The organism is Mycolicibacter nonchromogenicus (assembly GCF_002101775.1).
Lineage (GTDB): Bacteria > Actinomycetota > Actinomycetes > Mycobacteriales > Mycobacteriaceae > Mycobacterium > Mycobacterium nonchromogenicum.
Genome location: NZ_LQPI01000063.1, coordinates 53,894 through 68,574 on the forward strand (window position 1 = coordinate 53,894; position 14,681 = coordinate 68,574).

Annotated in this window: 13 protein-coding genes and 1 pseudogene; 9 read left to right on the forward strand and 5 right to left on the reverse strand. The window is 68.8% G+C overall.

Features of this window, described 5'->3' with window-relative positions; translation table 11 throughout:
• Positions 1–172: 172 nt before the first annotated feature.
• From cysD to AWC18_RS17180, 4 genes are read left to right on the forward strand one after another with little or no spacing between them, the layout of a single operon-like run.
• The gene (cysD, locus tag AWC18_RS17165; RefSeq protein WP_085139512.1) at positions 173–1,111 is read left to right on the forward strand and encodes a sulfate adenylyltransferase subunit CysD; all 939 of its coding nucleotides are present in this window, start codon (positions 173–175) and stop codon (positions 1,109–1,111) included.
• On the forward strand, positions 1,111–2,964 hold the full coding sequence (gene cysN / locus AWC18_RS17170; protein ID WP_085139513.1) for a sulfate adenylyltransferase subunit CysN: 1,854 nt from the start codon (positions 1,111–1,113) through the stop codon (positions 2,962–2,964). Before cysD ends, cysN begins: the two co-directional genes overlap by 1 nt.
• On the forward strand, positions 2,961–3,689 hold the full coding sequence (locus tag AWC18_RS17175) for a 3'(2'),5'-bisphosphate nucleotidase CysQ (protein ID WP_085139514.1): 729 nt from the start codon (positions 2,961–2,963) through the stop codon (positions 3,687–3,689). Before cysN ends, AWC18_RS17175 begins: the two co-directional genes overlap by 4 nt.
• 25 nt (positions 3,690–3,714) lie before the next feature.
• Positions 3,715–4,191 (forward strand): Rrf2 family transcriptional regulator, encoded by a 477-nt coding sequence (locus AWC18_RS17180; RefSeq protein ID WP_085139515.1) that lies wholly within the window; start codon positions 3,715–3,717, stop codon positions 4,189–4,191.
• Between the two features lie 50 nt (positions 4,192–4,241).
• Here AWC18_RS17180 and AWC18_RS17185 read toward each other — a convergent pair whose 3' ends face one another.
• On the reverse strand, positions 4,242–4,631 hold the full coding sequence (locus AWC18_RS17185) for a VOC family protein (protein ID WP_085139527.1): 390 nt from the start codon (positions 4,629–4,631) through the stop codon (positions 4,242–4,244).
• A gap of 46 nt (positions 4,632–4,677) precedes the next feature.
• Between AWC18_RS17185 and AWC18_RS17190 the strand changes: the two genes are divergently transcribed.
• Both AWC18_RS17190 and AWC18_RS17195 read left to right on the forward strand, forming a co-directional pair.
• The gene (locus tag AWC18_RS17190) at positions 4,678–5,580 is read left to right on the forward strand and encodes an LLM class flavin-dependent oxidoreductase (RefSeq protein WP_085139528.1); all 903 of its coding nucleotides are present in this window, start codon (positions 4,678–4,680) and stop codon (positions 5,578–5,580) included.
• A 131-nt stretch (positions 5,581–5,711) separates the two neighbouring features.
• Positions 5,712–7,148 carry a glycoside hydrolase family 183 protein gene (locus AWC18_RS17195; protein ID WP_085139516.1) on the forward strand — a complete coding sequence of 479 codons (1,437 nt, stop codon included), beginning with the start codon at positions 5,712–5,714 and terminating at the stop codon, positions 7,146–7,148.
• A gap of 13 nt (positions 7,149–7,161) precedes the next feature.
• On the opposite strand, the gene AWC18_RS17200 is transcribed toward AWC18_RS17195, so the two are convergent.
• The 3 genes from AWC18_RS17200 to AWC18_RS17210 are packed head-to-tail and all read right to left on the reverse strand — an operon-like array spanning position 7,162 to position 10,366.
• Positions 7,162–9,030 carry a GMC family oxidoreductase gene (locus AWC18_RS17200; protein WP_234806569.1) on the reverse strand — a complete coding sequence of 623 codons (1,869 nt, stop codon included), beginning with the start codon at positions 9,028–9,030 and terminating at the stop codon, positions 7,162–7,164.
• A complete protein-coding gene (locus AWC18_RS17205) occupies positions 9,027–9,383 on the reverse strand; it encodes a hypothetical protein (protein ID WP_085139518.1) in 357 nt (118 codons plus the stop codon). Before AWC18_RS17205 ends, AWC18_RS17200 begins: the two co-directional genes overlap by 4 nt.
• Entirely contained in the window at positions 9,380–10,366 is a 987-nt protein-coding gene (locus tag AWC18_RS17210) for a tocopherol cyclase family protein (protein WP_085139519.1), read from the reverse strand. The genes AWC18_RS17205 and AWC18_RS17210 overlap by 4 nt, the downstream gene beginning before the upstream one ends.
• A 25-nt stretch (positions 10,367–10,391) precedes the next feature.
• On the opposite strand from AWC18_RS17210, the gene AWC18_RS17215 reads away from it, so the two are divergent.
• The gene (locus AWC18_RS17215) at positions 10,392–11,114 is read left to right on the forward strand and encodes a FadR/GntR family transcriptional regulator (RefSeq protein ID WP_085139520.1); all 723 of its coding nucleotides are present in this window, start codon (positions 10,392–10,394) and stop codon (positions 11,112–11,114) included.
• Between the two features lie 21 nt (positions 11,115–11,135).
• Here AWC18_RS17215 and AWC18_RS17220 read toward each other — a convergent pair whose 3' ends face one another.
• A complete protein-coding gene (locus tag AWC18_RS17220; RefSeq protein WP_085139521.1) occupies positions 11,136–12,053 on the reverse strand; it encodes an LLM class F420-dependent oxidoreductase in 918 nt (305 codons plus the stop codon).
• A gap of 291 nt (positions 12,054–12,344) precedes the next feature.
• Here AWC18_RS17220 and AWC18_RS22250 point away from each other — a divergent pair, with 291 nt between their 5' ends.
• Both AWC18_RS22250 and AWC18_RS22255 read left to right on the forward strand, forming a co-directional pair.
• The gene (locus AWC18_RS22250) at positions 12,345–13,226 is read left to right on the forward strand and encodes a PGRS repeat-containing protein (protein WP_109560123.1); all 882 of its coding nucleotides are present in this window, start codon (positions 12,345–12,347) and stop codon (positions 13,224–13,226) included.
• A pseudogene (locus AWC18_RS22255) lies at positions 13,180–14,681 on the forward strand (PE family protein); the annotation flags it as partial. The gene AWC18_RS22250 and the pseudogene AWC18_RS22255, both read left to right, overlap by 47 nt.

Here is a 14,681-nt window from a genome sequence, read left to right on the forward strand (position 1 = left end):
GTGCCATCCGGCCACACGGGCCCCTGCTGCGCGGCAGGGGCCCGTGTGCGTACCGGGGGGCGCTCCGGAGCCACTTTGACAGCGACACCGTGCGGCTGGTTGCATGGCCAGCAATACCAATAAATTATGGTAAGTCTCACCAAGATTATCGGGTATCCCTGGCAAGGAAGTCATGACCAGTAACGTCACCGCGGCCCCCGAGGCCGCCACGGCCGGGCAGTATCAGCTCACGCATCTGCGCACGCTGGAGGCCGAGGCCATCCACATCATCCGGGAGGTGGCGGCGGAGTTCGAGCGTCCGGTACTGCTGTTCTCCGGCGGTAAGGACTCGATCGTCATGCTGCATCTGGCCGTCAAGGCGTTCGCGCCGGGCCGGCTGCCGTTCCCGGTGATGCATGTCGACACCGGTCACAACTTCGAAGAGGTCATCGCCGCGCGCGACGAGCTGGTCGCGGCGACCGGGGTCCGGCTGGTGGTCGCGTCGGTGCAAGACGACATCGACGCCGGACGGGTGGTCGACGACGGGCCGTCGCGCAACCCGCTGCAGACCGTCACCCTGCTGCGGGCGATTCGCGAGAACAAGTTCGACGCCGCGTTCGGCGGTGCTCGTCGTGACGAGGAGAAGGCCCGCGCCAAGGAGCGGGTGTTCAGCTTCCGTGACGAGTTCGGCCAGTGGGACCCCAAGGCCCAGCGGCCCGAGCTGTGGAACCTCTACAACGGCCGGCATCGGGCGGGCGAGCACATCCGGGCGTTCCCGCTGTCCAATTGGACCGAGTTCGACATCTGGTCCTACATCGGCGCCGAGGAAATCACCTTGCCGTCCATCTATTTTGCGCATCAGCGCAAGGTGTTCCGGCGCGACGGGATGCTGCTGGCCGACCACGAGTTCCTGCGTCCCGTCGACGGTGAAGAGGTGTTTGAGACCTCGGTCCGATTCCGCACCGTCGGAGACGTCACCTGCACCGGTTGCGTGGAGTCCACGGCGGCCACCGTCCAAGAGGTGATCGACGAAACTGCGGTGTCCCGGCTGACCGAGCGGGGGGCGACTCGCGCCGACGACCGGATCTCCGAAGCAGGCATGGAAGACCGCAAGAGGCAGGGGTATTTCTGATGGGCGCGGCAACCACGCTGCTTCGAATCGCCACGGCCGGGTCGGTCGACGACGGCAAGTCCACGCTGATCGGCCGCCTGCTGTTCGACTCCAAGGCCGTCATGGAGGACCAGCTGGCCTCGGTCGAGCGCACGTCCCGGGAGCGCGGCAACGACTACACCGACCTGGCCCTGGTGACCGACGGTCTGCGCGCCGAACGCGAGCAGGGCATCACCATCGATGTCGCCTACCGCTATTTCGCAACGCCCAAACGGAAATTCATCATCGCCGACACCCCGGGGCACATCCAGTACACCCGCAACATGGTGACCGGCGCCTCGACCGCCCAACTGGCGATCGTGCTGGTGGACGCCCGTCACGGGCTACAGGAGCAGTCGCGCCGGCACACCTTCCTGGCGTCGCTGCTGGGGATCCACCACATCGTGCTGGCCGTCAACAAGATGGACCTGATCGACTGGGACGCCGAGAAATTCGAGGCGATCCGGGACGACTTCCATTCGTTCGCCACTCGCCTGGATGTGCACGACGTGACGACCATCCCGATCTCGGCGCTGCACGGCGACAACGTGGTGACCAAGTCCGACAAGACGCCCTACTACGACGGTCCGGCACTGCTGTCGCACCTCGAAGAGGTCTACATCGCCGGTGACCGCAACCTGGTCGACGTGCGGTTCCCCGTGCAGTACGTGATCCGCCCGCAGACCCACGAGCATGCCGATCACCGCAGCTACGCCGGCACGGTGGCCAGCGGTGTGCTGCGTCCCGGCGACGACATCGTGGTGCTGCCCTCGGGCAAGCCGAGCCGAATAGCGGCGATCGAGGGCCCCAACGGGGCAGTGGCCGAAGCGTTTCCGCCGATGGCCGTCTCGGTCAGCCTCACCGACGACATCGACATCTCCCGCGGCGACATGATCGCCCGCACCAACAATCAGCCGCGCGTGGTCCAGGACTTCGACGCCACCGTGTGTTGGATGGCCGACGGTGCCACGCTGCAGCCGGGCAACGACTACATCATCAAGCACACCACCCGGACCACCCGGGTGAAGGTGATGGCACTGGATTACCGCCTCGACGTCAACACCCTGCACCGCGACAAAGACGCGAACACCCTGAAGCTCAACGAGCTCGGCCGTGTGTCGCTGCGCTCGCAGGTGCCGTTGATGCTCGATGAGTTCACCCGCAACGACGCCACCGGCTCGTTCATCCTGATCGACCAGGCCACCAACGGCACGGTGGCCGCGGGCATGGTGCTGCGCGAGGTGTCGCCGCGGGCGGCGAACCCCAACATCGTGCGGCACCAGTCGCTGGTCACCGCGACAGACCGGTTGTCGAAGGGCCGCACCGTGTGGTTGACCGGCCTGTCGGGTGCGGGCAAGTCGTCGGTGGCGATGCGCGTCGAGCAGTTGCTGCTCGAAAGGGGAACGCCCGCATACGTTCTCGACGGCGACAATCTGCGGCACGGCCTCAACGCCGACCTGGGCTTCTCGATGGCTGACCGTTCCGAGAACCTGCGCCGCCTGGCGCACGTGGCCACCCTGCTGGCCGACTCCGGTCAGATCGTGCTGGTGCCGGCGATCAGCCCGCTGATCGAGCAGCGCCAGCTGGCCCGTCAGGTGCACTCCGATGCCGGGTTCGACTTCATCGAGGTGTTCTGCGACACCTCGCTCGAGGAATGCGAGCAGCGTGACCCCAAGGGGCTGTACGCGAAGGCGCGCGCCGGCCTGATCACGCACTTCACCGGTATCGACAGCCCGTATCAACGGCCGCGGAACCCCGACGTGCGGTTGACCTCGCAGCACAGCATCGACGAGCAGGCCCGCCAGGTCATCGCGGCGATCGACGCCCGCGCGTGAACGATCACCAGCTGGCCGGCCACCTCGCCGCCGAGGCGGGCCGGCTGCTGTTGCGGGTCCGCGAGGAACTGGCCGATGCCGACCCAAAGGAGCGCAAAGCCGCCGGCGACCAGCGTTCGCACGAGTTCCTGATGGCGGCCTTGGCAAGTGAGCGGCCCGGCGACGCGGTGCTGTCGGAGGAGGGTGCCGACAACCCGGTGCGGCTCAGTGCCGAGCGCGTGTGGATCGTCGATCCGCTCGACGGCACCCGGGAATTCAGCGAACTCGGCCGTGACGATTGGGCCGTGCACGTAGCGCTGTGGGAATCCGGCGAATTGTCCGCCGGGGCAGTGGCCCTGCCCGCGAGGAACACCACGCTGGTGACCCCGACGGTTTCCGCACCGCCCGCCTACGCCGGCGCGCCCCGCATCGCGGTGTCGCGCAGCCGCCCGCCGGCGATCGCCGAAACGGTTCGCGAGCGGTTGGACGGCGTGCTGGTACCGATGGGCTCGGCCGGGGTGAAGGTGGCCTCGGTGGTGGCGGGCACCACCGATGTCTACGTGCACGCAGGCGGGCAGTACGAGTGGGACTCGGCCGCCCCGGTGGCAGTGGCCCGGGCCGCAGGCCTGCACACCTCGCGCATCGACGGGTCGCCACTGGTCTACAACCGGGCGGACCCGCTGCTGCCCGATCTTGTGGTGTGTCGCCCCGAGTACGCGCAAGCCGTCCTCGCAGCGATCGGTTGAGCCGCCAGATGGAAGAATTCTCGTAATGCGCATGTCGGCCAAGGCGGAATACGCGGTGCGAGCGATGGTCCACCTGGCCACCGCCGAACCCGGCGCGCTGATCAAGACCGATGAGATCGCGGCCGCGCAGGGCATTCCGGCTCAATTCCTCGTCGATATCCTGTCCGATCTGCGCACCGATCGGCTGGTGCGCAGCCAGCGCGGCCGCGACGGCGGCTACGAGTTGGCCCGGGCGGCCACGGCGATCAGCGTCGCGGATGTGCTGCGCTGCATCGACGGTCCGCTGGCCAGCGTTCGCGATATCGGCATGGGCGACCTGCCCTATTCCGGCCCGACTGCCGCGTTGACCGACGTGTGGCGGGCATTGCGGGCCAGCATGCGCTCGGTGCTTGAAGAGACCAGCCTGGCTGACGTCGCCTCGGGCGAGCTGCCCACCCACGTCGCCGAACTGGCCGCCGATTACCGAACCCAGGAACGCCAGCGCGGCCACACGCGGGGCTGATGCGGCGGTCCAGCTTCGGCTCTCCTGCGTCGAGCCTCGCTGACCGCCGGCTAACCGCCGGTCCCATACGGCCGGGTGAGGATCTCCAGGTAGTGACCACCCGGGTCGCGGAAATACACCCCGCGGCCGCCGTCATTGTGGTTGATCTCGCCCGGGCGTTCGCCCCGCGGGTCCGCCCAGTGCTCCAGCCCGCGCTCGGAGATCTTGGCGTAGATCGCATCGAAGTCGGACTCGGAGACCAAGAACGCGTAGTGCTGCGGGTGGATCTCTTCTCCCGCGGGCACCTCGGCGTAATCGAGGCTGGCCTGATGGTCAAGCGCGACAACCTGGAAGTGGCCGAACGGCTGCGGCGCGGGCAGGCCGAACAGCTCGGCCAGAAACTCTGCTGAGGCGCGCTTGTCGTGCGCGGCCACGATCGTGTGGTTAAAGGAGATGCCCATTCCTTCAGTGTCGGCCGCGCACGCGGCCCGTGCCACAATCGCGGTCATGCAGGTGGGGATGACCATGCCGGTGATGGAACCGGACCTGGACGCAACGTTGCTGCGGGACTGGGCGCGGGCCGTAGACGAGGGGCCGTTTTCGTCGTTGTGTTGGGGCGAGCGGATCGCCTTCACCAACCCCGACAGCCTGACCCTGCTGGGTGCACTGTCGGCTTGGACCGAACGGGTGCGGCTGGTGACCACGGTGATCGTCCCGCAGTTGCACGACCCCGTCATGCTCGCCAAAGCGCTGTCCACCGCCGACCTGCTCAGCGGTGGCCGACTGACCGTCGGGCTGGGCATCGGCGGCCGCGACGAGGACTACCGCGCCGTGGGCGCCGATCCGGCCAGGCAGAAGATGGGCGAGCTGGCCGCCGCGGTGGCAGTCATGCGGCGCGTGTGGGCGGGGGAGAAGATCACCAAGTCGGTGCTGCCGGTGGGGCCGGCCCCGACTCAACACGGCGGGCCACCCCTGCTGGTCGGAACCATCGGGCCCAAGACCGTGCGCAGCGCGGCGACCTGGGCCGAGGGCCTGGCCGGCATCACCATGGACCTCGACATCGCCAAACAGAACGACCTGTTCGACGTCGCCCGCGACGCCTGGCGGCAGGCGGGCCGGGCCAAGCCGCATCTGGCGACGTCGTTCTGGTTTGCGTTGGGCGATGGTGACGACGCCCGCGATCAGGTGCGCCGCCACCTGCTGCGCTACATGAACTGGATTCCCGCCGAGTATGTGGAGGCGATGGCGCCCACCACCGGCTGGGCCGGCAGCCCGGAGGAGCTGGTCGAGGTGCTGCGCCGGTTTGCGGCGGTGGGTACCGACGAGGTTCACCTGATCCCGACCAGCTCTGACCTGGGGCAACTGCGCTGCGTCGCGGATGTGGTCGCTGAGGTCAACCGATCGGGCTGAGTGGGCAATCCGCTGATTGCGACACCGTCACGGATACGTCTCTATCGTTCACCGGGTGCCACTCCAGTCTCAGAAATCACTATCGTCACAGTGGTGGGAGGCCCGGGAGCGGGTCCTGGGAAAGGTGTGACATGGCGGCGACACGGCGAATCGTCTCGGCGGCGATGGTGCCGGTCGTCGTGCTGGGAATGGTCGCCGCCGGCGAGGTCGCGTCGGCGAACGCGGCCACCTGCAACGCCCCCGAGGCCAATGTCGAGCCGCCGCCGGGATCCCCGAGCACCGGCGCCGGCCAGTTGCCCACCGGTCGGCGGCCCCGCGGCACCAATGATCAGGCGCCGCTGCCCAAACTGGGCCCGCTGATCGCCGCGCTGATCAACCCGAACGGCACAATCCGGCAGCAGGCCGCAGTGGTGCCACCGGCCCCGGCTCCCGGCGGTCAAGCCGTGCCGAACGTCGCGCAACCGGCCCAGCCCGTACCCGCCGTCGGCGCAGACCCGGGCCTGTCGACCGCCGATCCGGTCGGTGCCATCGCCGGCGCCCAGACCTCGCTGGTGGAGTGGGTGACCGGGCCTAACAGCCCCAACCAGACCCTGCAGCGCTTCGGCGTCTCCGGCACCGACCTCGGAATCCCCTGGGACAACGGCGATCCCGCCAACCGTCAGATCCTCATGGCGTTCGGTGACACCTTCGGCTACTGCCGTATCCAGGGCAAGCAATGGCGCCAGAACGTGCTATTCCGCACCCAGGACAACAACCTGGCCGACGGGATCACCATCGCCCCGGCAGTCATGGGCAACAAGTACTCGGGATCGCCACTGCGGCAGGCCAATTTCTCCAAGCAGATCCTGCCCGCGGTGCAACTGGCCCCGCACCAGGAGGGCATGATCCCCACCGCCGCCATCGGGATCGCCGGCAACCAGTACATGAATTTCATGTCCATCAAGCACTGGGGACGTGACGGCGAATGGTCCACCAACTACTCGGCGCTCGCAGTCTCCAACGACAACGGCGAAACCTGGGGCGTCTACCCGGGAACGGTGCGTTCGACGTCGCAGGAGAACGTCCCGCGGGCACGATTCGTCCCCGGCAATGAGAAATTCCAGATGGGCGCGTTCCTGCGCGGCAATGACGGCTACCTGTACTCCTATGGAACCCCGTCCGGCCGCGGCGGCTCGGCGTACCTGTCGCGGGTGCCCGAACGCAGCATTCCCGACCTCTCGACGTACCAGTACTGGAACGGCGACAGCGGATCGTGGGTGCCGGGCAACCCGGCCGCGGCGACGCCGGTGATTCCCGGCCCGGTGGGCGAGATGTCGGTGCAGTACAACACCTACCTGCGGCAGTACCTGGCGCTGTACGGCAACGGCGGCAATGACGTGGTGGCTCGCACCGCGCCCACACCGCAGGGGCCGTGGAGCGCTGAGCAGACGCTCATCCCCACCGGCCAGATTCCCGGCGGCATCTACGCGCCCTACGTACACCCTTGGTCGACGGGCAAGGACGTGTACTTCACGCTGTCGCTGTGGAACGCCTACGACGTGATGCTGATGCACACGGTGCTGGGGTAGCCGCTCTCGCTGCTCAATTCCGTGACTCCACAACCTGCTCGGCCACCGCCAGTGCCAATGCCATGATGGACACCTGCGGGTTGACCTCGGGGCAGCTGGGCAAGATGGAGGCATCGGCCACCCAGACTCCCTCGACGCCCCGCAGTCTTCCGTGCGCATCGACCGGACAGAGTTGCTCGTCACTTCCGGCGGCAGCGGTACCGGTCGGGTGGAATGCGGCCAGATGAAGGCGTCGTGGATCGGACCGGCGCAGGACGTCACTCAACTCGTCCATCGAGGAAACGGTGGGCGCCGAGGGAAGGCCGGTCAGGACCTCCACCGCGCCGGCGGCGAACAGCACACGGCCCATCGCCTCTAGGGCCCACACCAGCTTGGCCAGATCCCGATCGGTGATGGCATAGCGCAGCAGGGTCGGGCCCCGCGCCGATCGGACCACCCGACCGACGCCCTCGTCGGCCACCATGGCGCCCACCGACGCGACATGGTGTGCGCGGTCGAGCCAGCCCAGGAGGTCACGGCCATAACCGGGAAACACCATCGACCCCATGCCGGGCGGGGTCGCGGTGGCCTCGATCAAAATGCCCTGCGAGTGGTGCAACTCTTCGACGGCGGCGCTTTGCAGCACCCCGCGCCAGGCGTACACCTCTTCCTCGAAACGGCCGGCCAGTGGGACCGACGGATGCAGGGCGAGATTGCGGCCGAGCCGGGGATGGCCGCCTAGGCGACTGCGCCAGAGCAGCCTTGGCGTTTCGGTGGCGCCACTGGCGACCACAACCGTCGGCGCGATCACCTCGAATTCCGAGCCGTCGGGCCGCAGTACCCGCACCCCGCGGGTACGTCCGCGGGCATGCAGCACCCGGGTCACGCGGGCGTGCGAAATGATTCGGGCGCCGGCACTGCACGCCTGGGGTAGCGCGTTGAGGTGCACCCCGAATTTCGCGTTGCGTGGGCAGCCCAGGGCGCATTGGCAGCAGCCCTCGCAGCCGGGGGCGTTGCGAGTGATCGGCCCGGCACGCCAGCCCAGGGCCGCCGCGCCTTGAAGCAGCAGAGAACCATTGCGGCCCATGATGTCCGAGGGAACCGGACCGACCTGCAGCGTCGCCTCAACGTCGTCGAGGAGCGGAGTCAGCACGCCCGGGTCGGCAAGGGCCAGACCGTACTGATCTCGCCATCGCTGTTGCACCGCTTCCGGTGGTCGATAGCAAGTACCCGAATTCACCACGGTGGTGCCGCCGACCGCACGCCCGATGGGCAGCACGACCGGCGGGCGGCCGAGCGCGATCGTTGCGCCCCCGCCGCGGTAGAGGCCCGCGTAGCGGTCCATCGGGTGTGTGTTGCGGAATTCTTCGGCGGTCCAGCGCCGGCCCTCCTCCAGCGCCACCGTGTCCAGGCCCGCGCGAGCCAGTGTGCGGGCGACCATAGCGCCGCCGGCACCGGATCCGACGACCACGGCATCGGCCCGGATCACCGCGGCAGCTTCGGCGGAGGTGGTGAGGGAAAGCGTTGCGTCGGGGCGCACCACGGGGGTGCGCTTTGCCTGCGCAATCAGTTCGTCGGCGTAGGCGTCAGCGCCGTTGGCCAGTAGAACAACCGCCTTGAGTCCGTCGACCGCTGTCTCGGTGGCTGCGCCCAGGCCGGCGATGCGGCGCAGTACGTCGGCTCGGGCTTCCGCAGAGAGACGACGCGACGTGTGACCAGTCCCGAGGTAGCTTCCTGCCGCCACCGACAGCAGCCCGGCGCGTACCGCCAACCGGGTTGAGGTCGGCAGCTGGCGGACATAGCGATCGACCCGCGTGACGAGCACAGCCGGTGGGGGGCCGCCGTACTCCTCGGGTAATAGGGCGGATCCGAACGCCGCCGCGGCGTGATCGGCGAGTTTCACGAAACGGAAGCCAGCGCGCCGGGGGAATGGCGCCGCCCGAGACGCCGACCCACCTTGAGGAACAGCGGATAGGTCGCGAAGATCGCCGCGGCGAGCGCATGCCCGCGCCATCCCAGTGACTCGGTGCGAAGCCGCAGAATCCCGCTGTTCCACATGAAGTCTCGGCCGTCGCGTGAGCCGAACGGCCGCCACATCATGCCCAGGCCGGGGACGTTGTTGTACAGCCCGAAGGACGCGCCGAAGAAGGTGCCCAGCACAGCGGCCTCGGCGAGATCGCGCTGCTCGGCGTCCACTTCGCGCTCGATCAAAACGCCGGCGGCGACCAGCATCGGTGGGTCCAGCAGAAAACTCATCCGTGCATCCTTTCGTTGACGGCCGGCGCGGCATCGCCACGGAAGCCGATCTCGGCGTGGCCGGTTCCCAGCAATGACCAACTGCGATCGACAGTGCGGACGCCGCGCCGGCGGTGGCTGATCTCGACGTGGATGTCGGCCTGTTCGGTGTTGGTGCACACCGCGGTGGCGCCGTCGGGGTCCTGATAGCGCAGGCTGACGCAGCGGTCGGCGGGCTGATTCACCCGTATTCGTATGTCGTGCTTGCCGATTCGTCCCTCCAATTGCCAATTTGGAAGATCGAGGGCGGTTCGGACCCGGATGGCCGGCAGGGTGCTGCCCGGCCAGTCCCGGCCGTCGGTGCGCAAGCGGATGAACGCCACGGGCCGCAGTGCACGCAGGCCCGGCCGCCGCGACACCGCGGTGACCACCTCCAGCGCGTCCGGTCCGCCGAGGTCGGCGTGGATCCAGCCCCACCGCTCGGCGTTTCCGTGACCGTAGATGTGCGACACCGCGCCGCGCCATCCGCTGATCTTGTGGGGAGTTCCGTTCACCGACAACGTTCCCCGAAATTCCGCGGCCGGCGCCAGTACCACCTGAGCGCCGGGCAGCAGCTCGCGCTCCCAGATGAACCGCGGGAAAGTCCACAGCGGCGGTCCGGGGTCGGTCCAGCGCAGGTCCCAGTCCATCGCACCGGCGCGCCCGACCAGGGAACCGGGCGCGACCCGACCACCCGCGCCCCGGTACCAGCTGTCGTCGTGGTGGGGGGCCCTCAGCGGTTCGGGGCCGAACCGCTGAGTGTGTGGTTCGCCCTGGGCCGGGAACCACGTGATCCACCCGTGCGTGAACGGCGGGCTGCCGTCGGCCGGTGCCACAACTTCGTGGTGGACCCACAGGCCGGCGTGGCTCACCGGATCGGACAGGGTTGCGTACCACACCTCGAGGCGACCGGATTGTCCACGCCATCGGGCCGCGGCGGCCAAAGCCAGTTCGTTGGGCGTCATCTTGCGTACTATATTGGTTGAGCCAATGAACCAGTCAAGCCCAATTCCGCAACCGCAACGTCAGCGCCTCGACGAGCAGATCGCGACGTCAATCATCGAGGCGATCGTTGACGGTGCTTTTCCGCCGGGTTCGGTGCTGCCGCCCGAGCGTGACCTGGCCGAACAACTCGGTGTGAACCGGACGTCGCTGCGCCAGGCGCTGGCACGGCTGCAGCACATGGGTTTGATCGAAGCGCGTCAGGGCAGCGGCAACCTGGTGCGCGAGCCCGCGGCCTTGACAGATCCGGCGATCGTCGAGGTGCTGTTGCGCAAGCTGGGCCCCGACTTCTTGGCTGAACTGCTTGAGATCCGGGAGGCGCTCGGACTGCTCATCGGCGACTTGGCCATCAGCCGCGGTACGCCGGAGGATCTCGCCGCGCTGTACCCCACGTTGGAGTTCGTGCGAGCCGCAGACACCCCTGAAGCACTACAGGCGGCGGAGCTCGCCTTCTTCGGGGTGCTCATCCATGCGACACACAATCGGGCCCTGGCCCTGATGTTCGGTTGGGTTCAGCAGGGTTTTGGCGGGCGCTCGCATGAGCTCACCTCGGCCTTCGATGACGTCACGGCCATACAGTCCGCGCTGGCGGGCATAGCCGACGCCGCCACCTCTCGCGATGCTGCTCAAACCGCCGAGAGGATGCGGGAGCATCTGCAGGCCAGCGGCCATCGCATGCTTGCTGCCGCACGTCAGAGTGGTGAGGGCTGACCGGGCTGGGCTGAGCCGCGGTCAGGCGTCGAGCACCGCGCGCAACGCCGCACCGACCTTGGTGATCACCCCGGGGGCGCTGCTGGGGATGTTGATGGTCACCCCGCCCACGCCGGCATCGAGCACCTTGGTCTTGATCTGCTCGGCGATCGATTCGGGGCTGCCGGCCACCGCCCGCTGAGCAATCTGGGCGGGAATCTGATCGGCGGTCAGGTTCTCGCCGGCCAGCGCGGTGAGCAGCATGGTTGTTTCCAGAGTGGCCGGGTCGCGGCCCACCTCGTCGCAGCTGCGCCGGATCGCGTCCACCTTCGCCGGCAGTTCGTCGAATCCGGTGATGAGGTTGAGGTGATCGAAGTGGCGCGCTGCCAACGGGATCGTCTTCTTCTCACCGCTGCCGCCGATTAACAACGGAATATGGTCGCGGAAGCGGGGTTCGGCCATCGCCTCGCGGGTGCGGTACCACTTGCCTTCGAACGTGGGCCGCTCACCGCGGATCATCGGCAGGATGATCTGCAGCGCCTCGTCGAGCCGGTGGAACCGGTCGGTGAAGGTGCCGAACTCGAAACCCAGTTGGTCGTGTTCGAGCTCGAACCACCCGGTGCCGATACCCAGGATGGCGCGGCCGGCACTGACCACATCGAGCGTGGTGATGATCTTGGCCAGCAGGGCCGGGTTGCGGTAGGTGTTGCCGGTGACCAGGGTGCCCAGCTGGACCCGTTCGGTGGCAGTCGCCAACGCCCCCAGGGCGGTGTAGGCCTCGAGCATCGGCTGATCGGGGGAGCCCAGCATGGGCAGTTGATAGAAGTGGTCCATCAGGAAGACCACGTCGAAACCGGCGGCCTCGGCCTCGCGGGCCTGCGCGATCACGGTGGGGAACAGCTCCGAAACGTCGGTGCCGTAGGAGAAGTTGGGAATCTGGAAGCCAAGGCGAATCGTCACTTAGTCGACCTTAGTTTCGGAAGGCGTCTCGCGGGCTGATTTGTGCTGTGCGCGAACTGGGAATATGGAATTGGCCGCGACTCGGCGGCGGCCTATGCAAGGGTTTTCCCTGATGCGCTCGGTGAAAGCAGACGCATAGCTTGTAGCACTATCAGCGATTTCGTCGAGGCGCCCGACTGCGGGTTCCGTGAGTGCGGGGAGTCCCAGATGGTCGGTAAGAGCGGGAACAGGGTAAGCCGACGCGGGGCTGCTCGGCGGGGACTTGGGGCGGCCTCGGCGGTCGGTGCAGCCATGGCGATGGGGTTCGCGTCGGCACCGGCTCCGTCAGCCAGGGCAGATTTCGACGACCTGTTCGCGCCGCTGATCGAGTTGTTCGTCGACGCCACCACCGGCGACAGTCCCGCTGCAGCTACCGATCCGTGGGGGTGGTGGAGCGCGGGTTTGTCGGAGAGTTCACCGGCGCTGGACACGTCGAATGATCCGCTGCTGGACTGGCTCAACGACGTTTCGGTGAGCCTGTTCGGCCGGGTGATGATCGGCGACGGGGAGGACTTCTTCACCGGCACCAACGACTCGCTCTTCGGTTGGCTACCGGGCATCGGCGACTTGGGTGATGGCGGATTCCTGGCCGGTGACGGCGGTATTGGTGCTGCCGGGACTCTCGACCATGTCGATGGCTATACCGGCGGCATGGCCGGCATGTGGGGTAACGGTGGTACCGGCGGCGACGGCTACGACGGCGGTGACGGTGGCGCAGGTGGTGCCGGCGGCTGGATGTTCGGTGACGGGGGTGACGGCGGAGCCGGTGGAGTGGGGGGTTCCGGCGGCGTTGGCGGGGCTGGCAACTGGTTGTGGGGCGACGGCGGAAACGGGGGCGACGGCGGCACCGGGCTGGTCGGAATCAGCGGACTCGATGGGATCCTCGCCGGCAGCAGCGGAACCTTCGGTGAGAGTGGCGGTATCGGTGGAACCGGTGGTGCCGGTGGCCGGGGCGGACTGCTGACCGGCACGGGTGGTAACGGCGGTACCGGCGGCGTGGGCGGCGCCGGGGGGGAGGGCGGTGACGGCGCGGCCGGGGCCACCGGCGTGGCCGGTACGAACAACGGCGTCGGAGGCAACGGTGGCAATGGTGGGGGCGGCCGGCGCCGGCGGATCCGGCGGCGCGGGGGCTGACGGCACAGCCGACTTCATCCACGGTGGCGCCGGCGGTAACGGCGGCGACGCCGGCAACGCGGGCGCGGCAGGTGGTGTCGGGGGCGTGGCCGGTGCGGTCGCCAATGGGGGCAACGGCGGCAAGGGCGGGGACGGCTTCGACGGGGTCGGTACCGCCGGTGGCAATGGTGGGGCTGGGGGCTACGGCGGTTCCGGCGGTACGGGGATCGGCGGAAACGGCGGCAACGGGGTTGTCGGCGGCACCGGCACGGACGTGGATGGCGGGGCCGGCGGTGTTGGCGGCAACGGCGGTGCAGGTGCTGTTGCCGGCGGTACGGGTGGGGTAGGCGGACTCGGGGGAGACACCGAGCTCAGCGGCGCCGAACTGACCGCCGTCCCCATTGCCGGCGCCGGTGGTCTGGGCGGTGCCGGTGGGGACAGCGTCGCAGGCAGCGCCGGTGCCGGTGGTTCCGGAGGCGACGGCGGACGCGGCATCCTGGCTGGGGCCGGCGGCGACGGCGGGGTGGGCGGAAACACCGTCAGCGGTAGCGGTGGCGCTGGAGGGTTGGGCGGTAACGGCGGCAACAGCCGGTACTTGGATGGCTTAGGCGCCTACGGCGGAGCAGGCGGTAGCGGTGGTGCGGGCGGCACCAGCCAAAGTGGCACGGCCGGTACGGGAGCCGACGGTGGCCGGGGTGGCGATGCCGTATACGCAGCAGGGGCGGGCGGCAATGGTGGCGCTGGTGGTGCCAGCAGTGGTTCTGCCCACGGGGGCGCCGGAGGCAACGGCGGAGCCGGCGGCGTCGCCACCGAGAACATTGGTGTGGCGGGCGTCGGCGGCGCTGGAGGTTCCGGCGGGGACAGCGTCAGCGGTAACGGAGGTGCCGGCGGAGCAGGCTCCGACGGAACGGCGGGCATTAGAGCAGGCAGTGCAGGCGGTGCTGGCGGGGCCGGCGGAAACAGCATCAGTGGCAATGGCGGCGCTGCGGGTCGAGCCGGCAACGGCGCCGACGGCGCTGAATTTGGTGGCATAGGCGGGGCTGGTGGCACCGGGGGCGACAGCCAGACCGGAATTGCCGCCAAGGGCGCCGACGGCGGTCGCGGTGGCACCGGCAGCTCGTACGGCGGCGCGGGGGGCGCTGGCGGCGCAGGCGGCAATAGCGGTGGGGCCGCCGATGGCGGGGCTGGCGGGAACGGCGGGGAAGCTGGGGCGGCCACCGATGTGGTCAACGGCAACAGCGGATCTGGCGGTTCCGGTGGCGCGGGCGGAAGCAGTGTCAGCGGTAACGGCGGCGCCGGAGGTGCCGGGGCGCACGGAGCCACGGGCGGAGCCAACGGCGGCACCGGCGGCAGCGGTGGTGACGGTGGTGCCGGGGGCAACAGCGTCAGCGGCAACGGTGGCGCTGCCGGCGCAGCGGGCAACGGCGCCAACGGTGGTCAGGTCAGTGGCGGGGGTGGCAATGGTGGTGCCGGACT

Excerpts from the sequence above, each read along its gene's own strand:
- AWC18_RS17205 (WP_085139518.1), bottom strand. The coding sequence starts at position 9,383 with ATGAGTTTTCTGCTGGACCCACCGATGCTGGTCGCCGCCGGCGTTTTG.
- AWC18_RS17215 (WP_085139520.1), top strand. The coding sequence starts at position 10,392 with ATGAACCAGTCAAGCCCAATTCCGCAACCGCAACGTCAGCGCCTCGAC.
- AWC18_RS17180 (WP_085139515.1), top strand. The coding sequence starts at position 3,715 with ATGCGCATGTCGGCCAAGGCGGAATACGCGGTGCGAGCGATGGTCCAC.
- cysN (WP_085139513.1), top strand. The coding sequence starts at position 1,111 with ATGGGCGCGGCAACCACGCTGCTTCGAATCGCCACGGCCGGGTCGGTC.
- AWC18_RS17185 (WP_085139527.1), bottom strand. The coding sequence starts at position 4,631 with ATGGGCATCTCCTTTAACCACACGATCGTGGCCGCGCACGACAAGCGC.
- cysD (WP_085139512.1), top strand. The coding sequence starts at position 173 with ATGACCAGTAACGTCACCGCGGCCCCCGAGGCCGCCACGGCCGGGCAG.
- AWC18_RS22250 (WP_109560123.1), top strand. The coding sequence starts at position 12,345 with ATGGCGATGGGGTTCGCGTCGGCACCGGCTCCGTCAGCCAGGGCAGAT.
- AWC18_RS17195 (WP_085139516.1), top strand. The coding sequence starts at position 5,712 with ATGGCGGCGACACGGCGAATCGTCTCGGCGGCGATGGTGCCGGTCGTC.
- AWC18_RS17190 (WP_085139528.1), top strand. The coding sequence starts at position 4,678 with ATGCAGGTGGGGATGACCATGCCGGTGATGGAACCGGACCTGGACGCA.
- AWC18_RS17210 (WP_085139519.1), bottom strand. The coding sequence starts at position 10,366 with ATGACGCCCAACGAACTGGCTTTGGCCGCCGCGGCCCGATGGCGTGGA.